The 16,809-nt window shown below is 70.6% G+C and carries 17 protein-coding genes; 7 read left to right on the top strand and 10 right to left on the bottom strand.

Translation table 11 applies throughout. The annotated features are described in order from the left end of the window. Window positions 1–90 precede the first annotated feature (90 nt). Both ACFV9O_RS13665 and ACFV9O_RS13660 read right to left on the bottom strand, forming a co-directional pair. A complete protein-coding gene (locus ACFV9O_RS13665; RefSeq protein WP_385416610.1) occupies window positions 91–480 on the bottom strand; it encodes a thiol-disulfide oxidoreductase DCC family protein in 390 nt (129 codons plus the stop codon). Between the two features lie 120 nt (window positions 481–600). Next, window positions 601–1,035: a hypothetical protein gene (locus tag ACFV9O_RS13660; protein WP_385416578.1), complete on the bottom strand. Its 435-nt coding sequence runs from the start codon at window positions 1,033–1,035 to the stop codon at window positions 601–603. Between the two features lie 126 nt (window positions 1,036–1,161). On the opposite strand from ACFV9O_RS13660, the gene ACFV9O_RS13655 reads away from it, so the two are divergent. After that, a complete protein-coding gene (locus tag ACFV9O_RS13655) occupies window positions 1,162–1,953 on the top strand; it encodes an alpha/beta fold hydrolase (RefSeq protein ID WP_385416575.1) in 792 nt (263 codons plus the stop codon). Window positions 1,954–1,959: 6 nt separating this feature from the next. Here the strand turns inward: ACFV9O_RS13655 and ACFV9O_RS13650 are convergent, their stop codons facing one another. The 6 genes from ACFV9O_RS13650 to ACFV9O_RS13625 form a co-directional block, all read right to left on the bottom strand. Next, complete coding sequence (locus ACFV9O_RS13650; RefSeq protein ID WP_385416573.1) at window positions 1,960–2,454, bottom strand: hypothetical protein; 495 nt, start codon at window positions 2,452–2,454, stop codon at window positions 1,960–1,962. 87 nt (window positions 2,455–2,541) lie between these two features. Further along, window positions 2,542–3,300 carry a succinate dehydrogenase iron-sulfur subunit gene (locus ACFV9O_RS13645; RefSeq protein ID WP_385416571.1) on the bottom strand — a complete coding sequence of 253 codons (759 nt, stop codon included), beginning with the start codon at window positions 3,298–3,300 and terminating at the stop codon, window positions 2,542–2,544. After that, window positions 3,300–5,054: a succinate dehydrogenase flavoprotein subunit gene (sdhA, locus tag ACFV9O_RS13640; RefSeq protein WP_385416569.1), complete on the bottom strand. Its 1,755-nt coding sequence runs from the start codon at window positions 5,052–5,054 to the stop codon at window positions 3,300–3,302. The genes ACFV9O_RS13645 and sdhA overlap by 1 nt, the downstream gene beginning before the upstream one ends. 25 nt (window positions 5,055–5,079) lie before the next feature. Further along, complete coding sequence (locus ACFV9O_RS13635) at window positions 5,080–5,562, bottom strand: succinate dehydrogenase hydrophobic membrane anchor subunit (RefSeq protein ID WP_385416568.1); 483 nt, start codon at window positions 5,560–5,562, stop codon at window positions 5,080–5,082. A gap of 8 nt (window positions 5,563–5,570) precedes the next feature. After that, window positions 5,571–5,951 (bottom strand): succinate dehydrogenase, cytochrome b556 subunit, encoded by a 381-nt coding sequence (sdhC, locus tag ACFV9O_RS13630; RefSeq protein ID WP_385416566.1) that lies wholly within the window; start codon window positions 5,949–5,951, stop codon window positions 5,571–5,573. 186 nt (window positions 5,952–6,137) lie between these two features. After that, window positions 6,138–6,773 carry a 2-oxo-4-hydroxy-4-carboxy-5-ureidoimidazoline decarboxylase gene (locus tag ACFV9O_RS13625; protein ID WP_385416608.1) on the bottom strand — a complete coding sequence of 212 codons (636 nt, stop codon included), beginning with the start codon at window positions 6,771–6,773 and terminating at the stop codon, window positions 6,138–6,140. A 280-nt stretch (window positions 6,774–7,053) separates the two neighbouring features. Here ACFV9O_RS13625 and ACFV9O_RS13620 point away from each other — a divergent pair, with 280 nt between their 5' ends. The 3 genes from ACFV9O_RS13620 to ACFV9O_RS13610 all read left to right on the top strand — a co-directional run bounded on the left by ACFV9O_RS13620 (window position 7,054) and on the right by ACFV9O_RS13610 (window position 10,199). After that, a complete protein-coding gene (locus ACFV9O_RS13620) occupies window positions 7,054–8,646 on the top strand; it encodes a glycoside hydrolase family 20 protein (RefSeq protein WP_385416564.1) in 1,593 nt (530 codons plus the stop codon). A 219-nt stretch (window positions 8,647–8,865) separates the two neighbouring features. Continuing rightward, on the top strand, window positions 8,866–9,561 hold the full coding sequence (locus ACFV9O_RS13615) for a DUF4328 domain-containing protein (RefSeq protein WP_385416562.1): 696 nt from the start codon (window positions 8,866–8,868) through the stop codon (window positions 9,559–9,561). Window positions 9,562–9,680: 119 nt separating this feature from the next. Next, window positions 9,681–10,199, top strand: a complete 519-nt coding sequence (locus tag ACFV9O_RS13610) for a hypothetical protein (RefSeq protein ID WP_385416559.1) — start codon at window positions 9,681–9,683, stop codon at window positions 10,197–10,199. Here the strand turns inward: ACFV9O_RS13610 and ACFV9O_RS13605 are convergent. After that, a complete protein-coding gene (locus ACFV9O_RS13605; protein ID WP_385416557.1) occupies window positions 10,196–11,914 on the bottom strand; it encodes an N-acetylmuramoyl-L-alanine amidase in 1,719 nt (572 codons plus the stop codon). The genes ACFV9O_RS13610 and ACFV9O_RS13605 overlap by 4 nt on opposite strands. Before the next feature lie 339 nt (window positions 11,915–12,253). Here ACFV9O_RS13605 and ACFV9O_RS13600 point away from each other — a divergent pair, with 339 nt between their 5' ends. The 3 genes from ACFV9O_RS13600 to ACFV9O_RS13590 all read left to right on the top strand — a co-directional run bounded on the left by ACFV9O_RS13600 (window position 12,254) and on the right by ACFV9O_RS13590 (window position 14,705). Next, window positions 12,254–12,712 (top strand): hypothetical protein, encoded by a 459-nt coding sequence (locus tag ACFV9O_RS13600; RefSeq protein ID WP_385416554.1) that lies wholly within the window; start codon window positions 12,254–12,256, stop codon window positions 12,710–12,712. 66 nt (window positions 12,713–12,778) lie between these two features. After that, on the top strand, window positions 12,779–13,981 hold the full coding sequence (locus tag ACFV9O_RS13595) for a hypothetical protein (protein WP_385416552.1): 1,203 nt from the start codon (window positions 12,779–12,781) through the stop codon (window positions 13,979–13,981). A 73-nt stretch (window positions 13,982–14,054) separates the two neighbouring features. Next, window positions 14,055–14,705, top strand: coding sequence for a hypothetical protein (locus tag ACFV9O_RS13590; RefSeq protein ID WP_385416549.1), 651 nt, complete (start codon window positions 14,055–14,057; stop codon window positions 14,703–14,705). 20 nt (window positions 14,706–14,725) lie between these two features. Here the strand turns inward: ACFV9O_RS13590 and ACFV9O_RS13585 are convergent, their stop codons facing one another. Further along, on the bottom strand, window positions 14,726–16,306 hold the full coding sequence (locus ACFV9O_RS13585; RefSeq protein ID WP_385416548.1) for an N-acetylmuramoyl-L-alanine amidase: 1,581 nt from the start codon (window positions 16,304–16,306) through the stop codon (window positions 14,726–14,728). Window positions 16,307–16,809 lie beyond the last annotated feature (503 nt).

Raw genomic sequence — 16,809 nt, 5'->3', positions numbered from 1 at the left:
CATCCAAGCCCAACTCCTCGACCTACTCGACGTCGACCCAACCCGCCCACGCTGGCTGGACACTCGTTTCCCCACCTGCGAAAGACGGGCCTAGTCGGGCGGACCCGGGACCTCGCACCGCCCGTCCTCACACGGTGCCGCGGTCGCCTCCCGGTACTTCGCGGCGGCGAGGACGGTCACCCGGGCGAAGGGCGCGCCGGCGGGCGTCGCCAGCCAGTTGGCCCTGGGCCGGTGCTCGGCCAGGGCCCAGAGGCAGACGATCCAGGCGGCGGTGGACCGGTACACCTGCCCCCGGTCCCCGACCACGGTGATCTCCCGCAGGGTGCTCTCGTGGTCGAGACCGGGGAAGCGCCGCCCGGCCTCGTCCGACGCGGCGGGGACCAGGTCCAGCGGGACGAGCTGCGGTTGCCGGATCAGCCAGTGCCGCAGATGGACGCAGAGCGAGCACTGCGCGTCGTAGAGCACGGTCAGATGCTTCACCGGCACCGCGTGCACTGCCTGCGCCGCGTGCACCGCCTGCACCGTGTCTACCGCCTGCACCGCGTGCACCGCCGGTTCCACGTGCACCCCCGGTCCCCCCTGTGCCCCGCCCATGGCTGCTCACGCTCCCGCGGCAGGCGCGGCCCAGGGGCCCTTGTCGGCGGTGCCGGTCCAGCCCTGCGGCGGGACGGGCGGCATCTGCTGACGCTCCATCACCCCGCGGCGGCGGATCTTGTTGAGGACGTAGACGTTGACGAGGTGCATGACGCCGAGGACGAGCAGCACGACGCCGAGCTTGACCGAGAGTGCCTCGAAGAGCCCCCGGGCGTCGGCGACGGCGCTGTCCTGGCTGAGGTGCAGCGCGACGAAGCCGAGGTTGACGAGGTAGAAGCCGACCACCAGCAGGTGGTTCACGGCGTCGGCGAGCTTCTCGTTCCCGTGCAGGACGTCGGCCAGGAAGATCCGGCCGTTCTGGCTGAGCGTGCGGGCCACCCAGATGGTGAGCGCCACGCTGACCAGCAGGTAGACGGCGTACGCGACAACAGTGAGGTCCATGCCCCACCCTCCCTTGAACGTGTTCAAAAGGTCTTGTCATGGACTGTAGACCTCTTCTTGAACGCGTTCAAGCCGGTTGGGGAAATGGAGGGGCGCCTGGGCGTACGCGCCCCTAAGGTCGCCCGTATGACGCTCTTTCACGATGTGGCGGGGAACGGCCCCGCGGTGGTGCTCCTGCACTCGTCCGTCTGCGACCGGCGGATGTGGGACGCTCAGTGGCAGGCCCTGATCGACGCCGGTCACCGGGTCGTGCGCTGTGACTTCCGGGGCTTCGGTGAGACCCCTGCCGAGGCGGTACGTCCCTATCGCGACGCCGACGACGTACTCGCCCTGCTGGACGCGCTCGGCATCAACGGTGCCGCCTTCGTCGGGGCGTCCTTCGGCGGTCGCGTCGCCGTCGAGATCGCGGCCCGCCGCCCCGAGCGCGTGACCTCGCTCGTGCTCCTCTGCGCCGGCCTGCCCGGATGCGAACCGGGCCCGGCGCTACGGAAGTTCGGCGCTCGGGAGGACGAACTGATCGAGGCGGGCGACCTCGCAGGCGCCGTCGAGCTGAACGTGACCACCTGGCTGGGCCCGGAGGCGGACGAGCCGGTGCGCGAGCGCGTACGGGCCATGCAACGGCACGCCTTCGAGGTCCAGCTGGCGGCGGACGCAGCCGCGGCGGAGACCGCTGCGGAGCCTCCTGCCCCGGCCCCGGCGGAGCCCGTCATCGACCCCACCGCTGTCGAGGCCCCTACCCTCGTCGTCACGGGCGGCCACGACCTGCCCGACTTCCGCACCATGGGCAGCCGCCTCGCCGCCCTCATCCCCGGCGCGCGCTCCACCGAACTCGCCTGGGCGGGCCACCTCCCGTCCCTGGAACGCCCCTCGGAGGTGACCGCCCTCCTCACGGGCTTCCTTGGCACAGCCCAGCTATGACAGGTCCTAGACGCTCAGCGACCGCGCGTAGTTGATCTGTCCCATCACCCAGTGGATCGTGTCCGGGCCGGTCGCCGGGATCATCGTCGCGTGGTGGCGGCCGCCGCTGGAGACGGTGACCTGGACGAAGCCCGTCGTCCTCTTCTCCTTCATCAGCAGGAAAAGCAGGCCCAGCAGGCACAGCACGGAGAAGACGACCGCCAGGACGATCGAGTGCGTCGGGATGTGCTCCTCGGTCCGCGACATGTCCGTGGCGTTCCACACCGCACCCTTGAGCGGCATCGTCCCGTTCGGCGTCACGATCGAGTCCTGCAGGACCGTGATGTCCCCGAGCACCAGCAGCGGAACCCCCGCACCCGTTCCCGGCGCGCCCGTCGGAGCGAGCGGCCCCTGCGGATAGCCGTAGCCGTAGCCGTAGCCGTTGGACTGGCCGTACGGCTGGGCCGGGCCCCACTGGTAGTCGCCGCCGTCCACATAGGGGTTCGGGTTCGGCTCGGTCATCAGGTCCCCGCTCTCGCATGACAAAGGCCCGTTTCTGTACGGCGAGCGTACAGAAACGGGCCCGTGGCAGAGCGTGTGACTCTTCGCTCAGAAGCGGCGGGTGATCAGCGCGCGCTTGACCTCCTGGATCGCCTTCGTGACCTCGATGCCACGCGGGCAGGCGTCCGTGCAGTTGAAGGTCGTGCGGCAACGCCACACGCCGTCCTTGTCGTTGAGGATCTCCAGGCGCTGCTCGCCGGCCTCGTCACGCGAGTCGAAGATGAAGCGGTGCGCGTTGACGATCGCCGCCGGGCCGAAGTACTGCCCGTCGTTCCAGAACACCGGGCAGGACGACGTGCACGCGGCGCACAGGATGCACTTGGTGGTGTCGTCGAACCGCTCGCGGTCCTCGGCGGACTGCAGACGCTCACGCGTCGGCTCGTTGCCGGTGGTCACCAGGAACGGCATGACGTCCCGGTACGCCTGGAAGAACGGCTCCATGTCCACGACCAGGTCCTTGAGGACCGTCAGGCCCTTTATGGCCTCGACCGTGATGGGCTTCTCCGGGTTGATGTCCTTGATCAGCGTCTTGCAGGCGAGCCTGTTCTTGCCGTTGATCCGCATCGCGTCGGAGCCGCAGATGCCGTGCGCGCAGGAGCGCCGGAAGGTCAGCGAGCCGTCGATGTCCCACTTGATCTTGTGGAGACCGTCGAGCACGCGCTCCTTCGGGTCGATTTCGATCTGGAAGTCCTGCCACTCGGCCTCGGCCGAGACCTCGGGGTTGAAGCGGCGGATCCGGAAGGTGACCGTGATGTACGGGGAGGTGGCAGCCTCCGCCTCCACCTTGTCCATGGTCGGGGTAGCCATCAGTACTTACGCTCCATCGGCTGGTAGCGGGTCTGGACGACGGGCTTGTAGTCGAGACGGACGGTCTCGGTGCCGTCGGCGCCGACCTCGCGGTACGCCATGGTGTGGCGCATGAAGTTGACGTCGTCGCGGTTCGGGAAGTCCTCGCGGTAGTGACCGCCGCGGGACTCCTTGCGGGCCAGCGCGGAGACGGCCATGACCTCGGCCAGGTCGAGCAGGTTGCCCAGCTCGATGGCCTCCAGCAGGTCCGTGTTGAACCGCTTGCCCTTGTCCTGGATGGACACGTTCAGGTAGCGCTCGCGCAGCTCGGCGATCTTCTCGACCGCCGTCTTGATCGTCTGCTCGGTGCGGAACACCATCACGTTGGCGTCCATCGTCTCCTGCAGCTCCTTGCGGAGCACTGCGACCCGCTCCGAGCCGGTGGAGTTGCGCAGCCGCTCGACCTGCTCCTGCACGAAGGAGGCCGGGTTCTCCGGGAGGTCGACGTAGTCGCTCTTCGCCGAGTACTCGGCGGCGGCGATACCGGCGCGCTTGCCGAAGACGTTGATGTCGAGCAGCGAGTTGGTGCCCAGGCGGTTGGCGCCGTGCACCGACACGCACGCGACCTCACCGGCGGCGTACAGACCCGGGACGACGGTGGTGTTGTCCGCCAGGACCTCACCCTCGACGTTCGTCGGGATGCCGCCCATCGCGTAGTGCGCGGTCGGCTGGATCGGGATCGGGTCCGTGTAGGGCTCGATGCCGAGGTACGTACGCGCGAACTCGGTGATGTCCGGGAGCTTGGCGTCCAGCTGCTCCGGCGGCAGGTGGGTCAGGTCCAGGAAGACGTGGTCGCCCTCGGGACCGCAGCCGCGGCCCTCGCGGATCTCCGTGTAGATGGAGCGCGAGACGACGTCACGCGAGGCGAGGTCCTTCATGACGGGCGCGTACTTCTCCATGAAGCGCTCGCCGTCCTTGTTGCGGAGGATGCCGCCCTCACCGCGGGCGCCCTCCGTCAGCAGGATGCCCATGCGCCAGATGCCCGTCGGGTGGAACTGGAAGAACTCCATGTCCTCCAGCGGCAGACCGCGTCGGTAGCAGGCGGCCTGGCCGTCACCGGTCAGGGTGTGCGCGTTGGAGGTCACCTTGAAGAACTTGCCGGTGCCGCCGGAGGCGTAGATGACGGCCTTCGCCTGGAAGACGTGGATCTCACCGGTGGCCAGCTCGTACGCGACGACACCGGCCGACTGCCTGACGCCGTCGACCTCGGTGATCAGCTGGTCCAGGACGTAGAACTCGTTGAAGAACTCCACGCCCTCCTTGACGCAGTTCTGGTACAGCGTCTGGAGGATCATGTGGCCGGTGCGGTCCGCGGCGTAGCAGGACCGGCGGACCGGGGCCTCGCCGTGGTTGCGGGAGTGGCCGCCGAAGCGGCGCTGGTCGATGGTGCCGTCCGGGGTCCGGTTGAACGGCAGGCCCATCTTCTCCAGGTCGAGGACGGCGTCGATGGCCTCCTTCGCCAGGATCTCGGCGGCGTCCTGGTCGACCAGGTAGTCACCGCCCTTGACCGTGTCGAAGGTGTGCCACTCCCAGTTGTCCTCCTCCACGTTCGCCAGCGCGGCGGCCATGCCGCCCTGCGCGGCGCCCGTGTGGGAGCGGGTGGGGTAGAGCTTCGTCAGCACGGCGGTGCGGCTGCGCTTCGTCGCCTCGATGGCGGCGCGCATGCCGGCGCCGCCGGCGCCGACGATGACGGTGTCGTACTTGTGGATCTTCATGACGTGGATTACCTCAGCCCCGTGCCTAGCGGATGTTCGGGTCGAAGGTGAAGATCACCAGCGTGCCCAGAAGGATGGTGAACACCGTGGCGGTGTACAGCAGGCCCTTGAGCCACAGACGCGTGTTCGGCCGCTCGGCGTAGTCGTTGATGACGGTGCGGAGGCCGTTGGCGCCGTGCAGCATCGCCAGCCACAGCATCAGCAGGTCCCAGGTCTGCCAGAACGGGGACGCCCAGCGGCCGGCCACGAAGGCGAAGCCGATCTTGGAGACGCCGCCGTCGAGCACGAGCTGGATCAGCAGGTGGCCGATGACGAGGACGACGAGGACGACACCGGACAGGCGCATGAAGAGCCACGCGGCCATCTCGAAGTTGCCGCGGGTCGCCTTCGGGGTCTTCCCGGTGCGCTTGCGCGGCGCCTCGATGAGGGGGGCGGGGTTGTCGACGTCGTACGGTCCGACACCCTCGACGGCACCGATCGCCGAAGCGGAAGAGGTCTCAGCAGACATGTCTGGCGTCAGCTCCCGAACAGTTCACGTGCGGCGTGGCCGAGGACCGGGTACAGGGCGCCCGCCATCAGCACGACCCAGATGGCCATGACGGTCCACAGCATCTGCTTCTGGTAGCGAGGGCCCTTGGACCAGAAGTCCACGGCGATGACACGAAGGCCGTTCAGCGCGTGGAAGAGGATGGCGGCCACGAGGCCGTACTCCAGCAGCGCGACGATCGGATTCTTGTACGTGGCGACGACCTCGTCGTACGTCTCGGGGGAGACGCGGACGAGAGCGGTGTCCAGCACGTGTACGAACAGGAAGAAGAAGATGAGGACGCCGGTGACTCGATGAGCCACCCAGGACCACATACCTTCCCGGCCGCGGTACAGCGTTCCAGCCGGCACGGAAAAACCCTCCGGGAGCGGGGATTGGAGCCGGCCGCCAGCGTTCTACCAAAAGTGACAGCTCTGTCGGTCTGGCCCGGCCGGGTACGGTCCACCGGCCCTGGCCATCGTAGCGACGAGATGTCGGATCCCTCGCGCCGGGTCCACAGGTGTGATCAAACCGGCAATCAAACAGGCACGGACGGGCTATCGGGACGCTTCCCTGGCGGGGTGCCGGGGCTCCGGACCAGGGCTCCGAGGGGCCGCGCAGTGCTCCGGATCGCGAATCTCGTGCGGATTCGCCACGAGATGTGACAGCCGGGCTCGGGCGAGTCGTCGCAGTTCGTCGGCGGCGACGACCCGCTCCTCGTCCGGATCGTTGCCGAGTCGTGAGCGGATCCCGGCCAGTACCTGGTCGGGCTGCTCGTCGGGCCGTACGCCGTCCAGGCAGATGACGAAGGCATGGCCGAAGCTGCTCTCGTACGCGGCGTGCGCGGCGCGCAGGGCGGTGTGGGCGGCCGCGGGCGCGCCCGGGTGCAGCCCTGAGGAGGACTCGTCGGCGAGGGCCTCGTCGAGGTCGGTGGCGCCGAGGTCGTAGCTCGCCTCGTCGGCGGCGGCGAGGAGCGCGTCCAGGTCGGGGTACGGGCGGTGGGCGACGATCCGGCGGCACCAGCGGCGGCTGCCGCAGCAGGCGAGCAGGACGGCCTCGGCAGCACCCGCGGGGGCCGTGTTGAAGTGCTCCAGGCCGGGCGGTGCGGTGCGGCCCGCGGCGGCGGGCACGGGGCTGCGGGACGGCAGTGGCGGTGTAGGCCGGGAGGGTGGGGCCGGAGCCGGGATCCGCAGGACGCCGGTGTGCGATTCGCTGGACAGCGTGGGCTCCTCGGCTCCTGGAGAGGGGCAGTCGCGTGGCGACCGGGAAGGCTGGGGTGGATGGACCGTAACGCTATCGAGGCGCGCCGGGAGCCGTCCGACGGATGCGTGAATTTCACCCTGACGGGAGCGTTTCGGCGCGCATTGTGGACGAACGCGACCTTCTTCGCATGGTTCATCTTGATTGGCCATACTTCGCCCGTAAGAGGAGGCTGATGGGATGATCTGGGACTCCAGGGGTACGTCGCGGGGAATGTCCAGGAGCAGGCGGTTCGCGGGCTCGGCGGTCGTGGCCGCCGCGGCACTGACCACGGTCGTGGCCTGCTCCTCCGGGAGCGGTACGCAGCCGGGCGCGCGCGGTGACGCGCCCACGGCCGTCACTCCCTCGCCGACGGCACCCGCCCCCACGAAGACGTATCCGCTCTCCACGGCCCCCCGCACGATCCCGTCCGTACGGGCGCACGAGGCGGCACGCGGGCCCGGCTGGCGGCCGGGCCCCGGCAGCGCCATCGTCGTCGCCAAGGGCAGCGAGGTGCTCGCCGACGAGGCCAGGCTGCTGTCCCAGGAACTGAAGACGGACGTGCGCAACAGCGGACCGGCACGCGCGGGCGACGTCGAGCTGGCGCTCGGCCCGGCGCAGGCGGGCGGGCCCGAGTCGTACACCATCACCACCCGCGGCAACCGCGTCCGGATCACCGGCCCTGACGAGGCCGGCGTCTTCTACGGCACCCGCACCCTGAAGCAGGCCCTCCGCTCCGGTGGCGTCATGCCCGAGGGCGTCGTACGCGACCGTCCTGAGCGGCCGCAGCGCGGGCTCAACCTCGACATCGCGCGCAAGCACTACACCGCGGACTGGATCGAGGACCGGCTGCGGGAGATGGCCGACCTCAAGCTCAACCAGCTCGGGCTGCACTTCTCCGACGACCAGGGCTTCCGGATCGCCTCCGACTCGCACCCCGAGGTCGTCTCGGCCCAGCACCTCACCAAGGAGCAGGTGCGCCGGATCATCGCCCTCGCGCAGAGCCTGCACATCACGGTCGTGCCCGAGATCGACTCGCCGGGGCATCTGGGCGCGGTCATGCGGGCCCATCCGGATCTCCAGCTCCGGAACACGCAGGGCGTGCCGCGGCAGGGCGCCATCGACATCTCGAAGCCGGAGTCGGCGCGGATCGTGGACGATCTGCTGCGCGAGTACGCGGCCCTCTTCCCCGGCGACTGGTTCCACATCGGCGCCGACGAGTACCAGGCGCTGACCGTGCGCGACCCGGCGGCCTCGTACCCGCAGCTGGCCCGCGCGGCGCAGCAGACGTACGGGCCGCAGGCCGGCGTCCAGGACCTGGCGACCGGCTGGCTCAACGACCGGGCGGCGGTCGTGCGAGCGGCGGACAAGCGGCCCAAGGCGTGGAACGACGGCTTCTTCCGCGACGGGGTCGTGTCCGGCGACAAGAACGTCGAGGTCGAGTACTGGACCGGCAAGGAGATCGGGGCGCGGCAGCCGCAGGAGTACCTGGCGGAGGGCCGCAAGGTCGTCAACCTCAACGACGAATACCTCTACTACGTGCTCGGCGAGCCCAACGAGTTCACGTACCCCACCGGCCGGCGGATCTACGAACAGTGGACGCCGCTCGTCATGCGCGGCACGACCGCCGTCCCCGCGCGCTACTCCGACCAGATCCTGGGCGCCCGCCTCGCGATCTGGTCCGACCTCGCCCAGGCGCAGACCCAGGACCAGGTGGCGGCGGGCATCCGGATGCCGCTGCGGGCGCTGGCCCAGAAGACCTGGGCACCGGGGCAGCCGGCAATGAACTGGGCGGAGTTCACGGCACTGGCGAACCAGCTGGGCTGAGCGCGGGCAGGCCGAGCGCGACGCTGGCAAACGGCGGCTGTACTGGCGCTTTGTCGCTGGACGGCGATCGGCGGCGCCGCATAGGGTCCGGCCCAACGGCCGGTGTCCGGCCCTTCCGCAGGCCCCGGGGGAGGGGGCGCGCTGCGGCTTCCCCGTTCGCCGTTTCTCGTTCGCCGTTTCCGGTTTCCCGTTCTTCTGCCCGTGGGGGGTACCTCTGTGATGAGTTCCGCGCGTCCGCCTGTCACCGGTCCGGTGCTGCGGGCACCCGTCGGTCTGTCGTACGCCGTCGTCGCCCTGCTCGGTCTTGTCGTGCTCGTCGACCTGGTGTGGATCTACGCCGCGGCGCTCATGCGTGGGCTGATGGGCGATGTGGCGGAGGGAGACCTGAGCGCCTACGGTGACGAGGGCCTGGACCGCGCCCAACTGCTGCTGAACCTCAACCCCGGGTTCTCCGCGGTCGCCTTTCTCGTGACCGCCATCGTGTTCATCCTCTGGTTCCACCGGGCCCGCATCAACGCCGGGGTCTTCGGGCCGGATCTGCAGCGCCGCGGCCCAGGCTGGGCGGTCGGTTCCTGGTTCATTCCCATCGCCAACCTCTGGATTCCGTACGGGGTCGCCGCCGACGTCTGGGACGCGAGCGACCGCGACCTCGGAACGCCGGGGCGGCGGACGTCGCGCGCGGTCCTCAATGCCTGGTGGGCGGCGTGGCTGGGCTCGTGGGCCGTCGACCGGATCGCCACCGGCGTGGACAACCACGCGGAGGATGCCGCGGAGATCCACGAAGCCATGGGACTCCTGATACTCAGCAACGCGGCCGACATCGCTGCGGCGGTGCTGGCAATCCTCTTCGTCCGCAAGCTCACCGCGATGCAGCACGCCAAGGCCCTCCAGGGACGCACCGTGGCCACGGTGTGACGCCTCGTCGAACGATCGAGTGACGCTTTTCGGCCATGTGGCGCAGAGAAGAGCGGTACCTTCGTCCGCACCGCGCCGTACTGCGTCGTACTGCGGTCCGCACCCGACTGGAGGCGTCGATGAGCCTGGCGGAACTGATCGCCGAAGCGGATGAGCGGAGCCTGGCCGCGAGCGGTCTGGCCTGTCTCGACCGCTGCCTGCCCCTGCTGATCGACGAGACCGATGTGCTGCGCCCGCTCTGGGCGGGCATCGCCGCGGGCGAGGACGGCTGGGCCGAGCGACTTGCGGCGGCCAGAGCCGTGCTGGACGACACCCCCGACACCGACGAGGCCGCCGCCCCCGTACGGAAGATGATCGGCGCCGCGCCGTCGGAGTGGGCCGTGGGGCCGCTCGCCGAGTGGGCGACGGCGTGCTCGGCCCTGGCGATCGAACTCCACCAGGAGCTCGATCCGTCGGGCGGGACGCAGGGCCCGCTCGTGGCGGGGGAGCAGCGCCGCCAGATCCAGATCCTCGAGGTCCTGTCGGCCACCCCGGGCGGAGCGGGCCTTCGCCGGGCCCTCGACCTCTCGACGGAAGGGCAGCGCGTGCTCCGCGCTGCCCTGTCCCGTCGGGCGAGGGCCGCCCAGGGCGCGTCCTAGGGACGTGGGACCCGGGCGCCCGTCACCGGAGTGACTCCGTCCGGTCCGCCCCGTGCCACGACCGCTCCTTCGGCGACGAGTTCGTCGTACCCGTCGCCGTCCGTGTCACGTGCCGTGAACGACTCACGGCTGTCCCGGCTGCTGCCGTGGAGAGTAGGCGCACCCGTGGTGGTGAGACCGCCGGCCGAGCCGTGGAAGGTGGCGAAACCGCGGGTGGTCATGACCGCGAGGTCGTCGTACCCGTCGCCGTTGAGATCACCGGCGGTGACGGCCCGTCCGCCCGCGCCGTGCAGGAAGCCGGGGGAGCGGGTGTCGAACCCGTACGCCGTGCCCCTCAGCAGGACGAGGGAGAGGGAGCCCTGCGCCGTGCGGTAGGTGAGGGCGGCGTCCGGGAAACCGTCGGAGTCGAAGTCGCCGGTGGCGACGTCGGCGTCCACGGTCTCCCAGTCGTCGGCATCGACATCGACGTCGGCATCGACATCGGTATCCGCGCCGGTGCCGGTGCCGGTCCCCGTGTCGGTGCCCGTGCCGTCCACGTCGGAGGCGTCCGGGAGGACCCCGGCGGCGATGGCCGCGGCGAGCGCCCGGATCTCGGGCAGATCGGCGTAGAGATTGTCGCCGGGACAGTCGGTCGCGGAGCCGTCCCGGTGCCCGGAGATCCGGTGGAGCGTGGCCGACTCGCCCGCCTTGTACTTCCCGTTGTCGACGCTCGGGGTGAGGGTGACGGTCCCCGCCGGGTCGTGTCCGTAGATCCCGAGTTTCCAAGCGGCGACCGCGGCGATGGCCTGCCGTACGGCCGGAACGGTCTCGGCCGTCATGTAGTCACCGAGCACCGAGATGCTGCTCGTGTCGGTGTTGAGGCCGTACGTGTGCGCGCCTTGGACGGGCTTGTCGATGCCGCCCGCGCGGCCCTCGAAGATCTTGCCGCACTTGTCGACGAGGAAGTGGTAGCCGATGTCGTTCCAGCCCTGGCTCCGCACGTGGTAGGTGAAGATGCCCCTGATGACCGCGGCCGACTCGGCGCAGGTGTAGTCGTTCGTCCCGGCGGTGTGGTGGACGAAAACCGCTTTGGTGGTCCTGTTGTACTTGGGTGGGTCGATGACGATCGACTCGTCCGCGCCCCAGCCCGCACGCGACGTGATGGCCGGCGCGCGGGCCGGTGCCTCGGCGCGCGGTGACGGGGGCACGGGAACCTCGTCGCTCCTCCCCGGGTCGACCAGTTCGACGCGCAGCCCCTCCGGCAGCGCCTCGCCCCGGGCGCGCAGCTGGAACCCGTCGGACGGTCCCGTCCACAGCGGCGAGGTCCCGCCACGGAGCGCGGTCCCGGCCCGCTCGGGCCCCGACTCGGGCCCACGGACATCGGCGTCGAGCGTCCGCCACTCGGACCAGGCACCGGTACGGCTGTCCCGGGTGCGGACCTCGGCGGTGCCGGCCAGCTGCGCGGACGCGTCGTTCCAGGTCAGGCCGATCATGCTGAACGGCGGTGTGGTCCGGGCGGGGACCGCCATGAGCGTCGGGTCGTCACCGGCCCGCACGGGGACGGTGTGGACGTCGCCGCTCGTCGCGACGGGTTCGGAGGCTGTGTGTGCGGAGCCGCCTGGGGGCTCGGAGGCTGCGGGCTCGGAGCCGGCCGGTTCGGCGAGACAGAACCCGGCGGAGAGGGCAGCGGCGACGACCAGCGCGGTGCGGGAGCGCCTCGTGGGGCGGTTTCTCATGAGGCGCGAGCATAGGGACCGAACACCCGCAAAAAGCCCGGGACGGGCCGCGGCCCTGCCGATGATCGCCCGAAATGAGCAGGTGATTGACGGGCCATCGGAATACGGGTCCGAACGGGCCGAGGCATGGACCACTCCCCGGACACGGCACGACCGCTCGGTGCCCCGGCTCCGCCGACGTCTCGGGGGCAAGTACCCACGCCGCGAGAACGGCAGGTTTTCGTACGTGAGAACGAACACACCGCCCTTCGCGTGATGTTCGTGCGCCCGTTTCCGCTGGATCAGTGTCGGTCGACAACGGCGGCGCAGCGGCGACGGTGCGAAGGGGTAGGTCGGGGCATGGACGGGGATTACGGGACGGGGCTGCCGGAGGCGGCCGGAATGCGCGCGTTCACTGCGGAGTTCGTCACACGGCTGACCCGGCGCAGCCGGCTGCCTCTGGACTACTCCGTCGCCAGCCTCAGGCTGGTGGACTTCGTCGTCGACGGGCTGCGCCGCGACCGGCCCGAGCGGGCGCGGGTCGCCGGGACCCTGCAGGGGCTCGGGGCGTACACCGGTGAGGTGCTGGTCCGCAGGGCGGGCGGGATCTGGATGGACTTCGACGCGGAGCAGCGCGAGTTGTTCCGGCAGCCCGTGGGGGTCCGGATGCCCGACGGGCGGGTCTGGAATCCACTCGGGAAGGTCGTGAACCGCTTCGAGGCCGGGGCGGAGGAGTCGGTCCAGCGGCTGTATCTCACCCTCCACGGCCGGTCCCGCCGCCCGGCCGGAAACGATGCGTGCGAGGCCGTCTGCCGATAGAGGGACAGGGGACAGCGGTCAGGGGACAGGGGACAGGGGACAGGGGACAGCGGACAGGAGGCGCTCGTGAGCCGGTGGGGCGGCGCGGTCGATGTGGTGGTCGTGCTCTCGGTCCTCGTCGCCCTGGCGGCGGGGCGCCGGGTGCCGGCGACGCCGGCGGGGGCTACGGCCCACGGGCGCAGGATCGGTCCCGGGGGTGCGCTCGGTGCGGTGGTGGCACTGGTCTGTCTGAACCAGGCGCTGTTCACCATCCACGTCGCGCGCGTGCACGGCGGCGACGCGTCCTTCATCGCCCGGTATCTCCCCGACGGCTGGTTCGCCCTGGCTGCCACCGACAGCGGGCCGCTGGGCTGGGGGGCCGCGCACTTCCCCGCACCGGAACTCCTCGCGCCGTCCGTGCTGCGCGTGCAGGCCTTTCTCGAACTTCCCTTCGTGCTCCTCGCCTTCATGGTCGTGCTGCGGTGGCTGGATACGGCCCTCTACCCGAGGGTGGCCCGGTCGTCGCTGCTCTGGGCCGCGTCGGGTTCGTACACCGCCGTTTTCTGTCTCGTCGAATGGGATCTGCGCAATCCGTACACGGTCGATGACATCGCCGTCCGGCTGGTGGCGGCTGTGATGACACCGCTGTTCATCAGGTGGCTCGCCGCGCGCCAGAACGAGGACCAGGACGAGGACAAGGACGAGGACAAGGACGAGGAGAAGGCGGGCGGAGGGCCGCTCGGCGCGGGCGGTCTGCTGCTGTTCTTCGTGTCGCTCGCCGCCCTGGGGGCGCTGGTGCTGCTGGTGTACGACACCCTCCTCCTCTACAACCTCGGCAAGGTGGACCGGAACGCGCCCTACGCGGCCGGCGCGCTGCTCGTCCTCTTCCTCGCGCGCCGGGCCGCCGGCAGGCTCCGCGGCCGACCGGTCCCGGGCGGCGCGGTGGCCGTGGTCGGCGAGGGCCTGCGCCGCTGGCTGGTCCTGTTCTTCGTGCCCGCGCTTCCCGTGCGGTACGGGGTGGCCTTCGGGACGCCCGCTCTGGCGGCCCTCGCCGGACTTCTGATCCTGCTCGTGGCGGCTGCGTACGCGCTCCGGAAGGGCGGTTCCGGGTCCCGTCCGCGGCTGGGCGCTCAGCTCGGCGCGGCAGCGGTCGTCGGGACGGCCGCGGCGTATGCGGCCGGTTCATGGGGGAGCGGCACCTACTACGAGGTCGCACTTCTGAGCGCCGTAACGGCGTTTCTGCTCACCGGTCTTGCCGTGTGTGCGGCCACCGACGCCCTGGTGCGATGAGGGAGGGCCGGTGACTCATTCGGGGAATCAAGGGAGTCGACAGCCTGTCACATGCCGCTGGTACGGTCCCGCCATGGCCGACGATCACGGATCAGCGAGAAGCCCCGTCACCGCCGACGACGTCCAGCACGCCGTGCGGCTCGCGCTCACGACCCTGCGGAGCCGCATCGGCGGCGACTGGGACGCCAAGGCCGGGACCCTGGAGTGGACCTGCTGGGAGACCGTCGAGCATCTCGCCGACGACCTCTTCGCGTACGCCGCCCAGATCGGCCCGGACACGCCCCCGCTGGACAAGGAGGTCCCCTTCCACTGGTTCGCGCGACGGGAGGGCGGCCCCGCGAACGTGACGTTCGCGGACCCGGCCGGCGGGCCCGCAGGGCTGCTGATGGTGCTGGAGGCGTGCGGGGCGATGCTCACCGCGATGGTCCGGACGGTGCCGGCCGACGTGCGCTCGCACCACGGCTTCGGGGTGTCGGACCCGGAGGGCTTCGCCGCCATGGGTGTGGTCGAGACCCTCGTCCACACCCACGACATCGCCGAGGGCCTCGGCGTCTCCTGGACCCCGCCGCCCGGCCTCTGCCACCGCGTCCTCGCCCGCCTGTTTCCCGGCGCGCCTGAGGACACCGACCGCTGGGCGACCCTCCTCTGGGCGACGGGCCGCGGCGAACTGCCGGGCCGGGGACGGCTGGATTCGTGGCGGTGGTACGGGGCGGTCCGCGACTGACGGCTCGCGTGCACACGTGCTCACGGCAGCGCGGAGTAGAGGGTCGCCCCCGGGCAGAGGGTGGCGTATCCGTCGCGGTGCCCGGAGATGGTGTACAGGTTCGCCTGCTGGCCCTTCTTCCAGACACCCGTGTCCGCGGCGGCGGTGAGCGTCACCTTCGCCTCCGGGCCGACGCCGTGCAGGCCGAGCTTCCAGGCGGCGATGTCGGCGACGGCCTGCTGGGCCGCTGCGGTCGGGGTGCCGCCGTTCTCGTAGTCGCCGAGGACGGAGACGCCCGACGAGTAGCTGTTGAAGCCGTAGGTGTGGGCGCCGAGCACGGGCCGGTCGACGCCGCCCGCGCGGCCCTCGAAGACGGTCCCGCACTTGTCGACGAAGAAGTTGTAGCCGATGTCGTTCCAGCCGTTCGTCTGCACGTGGTACGTGAGGATCGCCCGGATGATGGCCGGCGACTCGGCACAGTCGTAGTCGTTCGTACCGGCGGTGTGGTGGACGAAGACCGCGTCGACCTTGCTGAGGTACGAGGGCGGGTCCTTGACGAGCGACTCGTCGGCGCCCCAGTCCGCGCGGCTGACGACGGCGGGTGCGGTGGGCGCGGTGGGCGTGGCCGGAGAGCTGGTGCTCGGCTCGGGGGAGCCGCTCGGGTCGGCGGTGGGGTCGGGGGCGGTGGGCTCCGTGCTGGGTGTCGGCTCTGTGGGTGCCTCGCTGGTGGGGGGCTCGGACGAGGGCTGACCGGACGGCTCCTCGGTGGGTGCATCGGTGGGGCCGCCGGTGCTTCCGGATGCGGACCCGTCCGTCGGATCCGTACCCGGGGCCGGCTCGGTCGGGTCGGTGGACGGCGTCGGCTCCACGGGCGTACCGGCCGAACCGGTCGGCTCGTCGATGGGAGGCTGCGAGGCCTCGCCGCCACCCGAGCCGCCCGTGGTCTCGCCGGGGTCGGCGCTGGGAGCAGCCGTCGTGGGCTCGCCGGTCGGCACGGACGCCGAGGGCTCCGGCGCGGGGGCGGCAGAGGTCTGCGTGGCAGCGGGGGAGGAGGCGGTGGGCCTGCGCTTCCCCTTGCCTCCGTCGCTGCCCTTGCCCTTGGCGGTCTCACCGGGGTCGATCATGTCGAGCCGGAGCGCCTTGGGCACCGCGGTCTCCTCGCCGTCCGCGACCACCCGCGCCTCGATCGCGTCCGACGGCCCGACCCACATCGGCTCCGAAGCGCCGCGCACGCCCGAGGACTTGCCCTCCGTGGACTCCGGCGCCCGAACGTCGAAGTCGAGATCGCGCCACTCGGACCAGTCACCGTTGTCGGCCTGGCGGGTGCGTATCTGGGCGGTGCCCTCGAAGCCGTCGGTGCTGTCCTCCCAGGAGACGCCGACCAGCGAGAACATCTGCGTGTCGGTGCGCGGGAGCGTCCGCTTCTTCGGGTCCTTGCCGTCCAGGGCCAGCACATGCGCCGTGGCCGGGCCGTTCCCGTCGCCGGGACCGGAGTCCTCGGCGCCACCCGTGACGGCGACGGCCGTCACACCCGTGCCTCCCAGGAGGACGACTCCCGCCGCCAGCCAGACCGCACGCTTCTTCCCGTTCGCCCGCTTGGCGCGGGCTCCTCTAGGACTCATGCCCATCCCTCGTACGCAGCTGATCGGTATCCGCGGCCGGTCGCGGGCCGGCGGAAATTCATGCCGTGCGGACGGAAAGAGGGGGAGGCAGCACGGTTTCGGCGGCATGGGGCCACAATCATGCTTCGCTTGCGCGGAGTTCCCGCCGCGCATTCCCGTCGGACGGCCCAGCGGTTATACACGATGGCCTCGACTCAGCACACCCGAGCAGACAAACCGGACGTCCTGAGCTGTCGCGTGTCTCGAAACGTATCCCCAATGGCTGATTTCGCGCGCCTGACTTGGAGTAATTCCCAGAAATTTAAGGGTTATTGACGCCAGGTCAGTCGCCTTGCCGGATATGCCGCAACGCTTGACATGTACCTCTCGAAATGAAGTAGAAATCGCAGCCGTCGGCTGCCAACCGGTCGCCGATTCCGACCCGCGACCAGATATCGACCCCCTGCGGCGCTTCCGTCCACCGGAGCGCCCTTTTCCTGCGCGCGCACCCACTGAGTCGGTGG

Source organism: Streptomyces sp. NPDC059909, from assembly GCF_042730885.1.
Taxonomy (GTDB): Bacteria; Actinomycetota; Actinomycetes; order Streptomycetales; family Streptomycetaceae; genus Streptomyces.
This window is presented reverse-complemented; position numbering and strand designations above follow the sequence as displayed.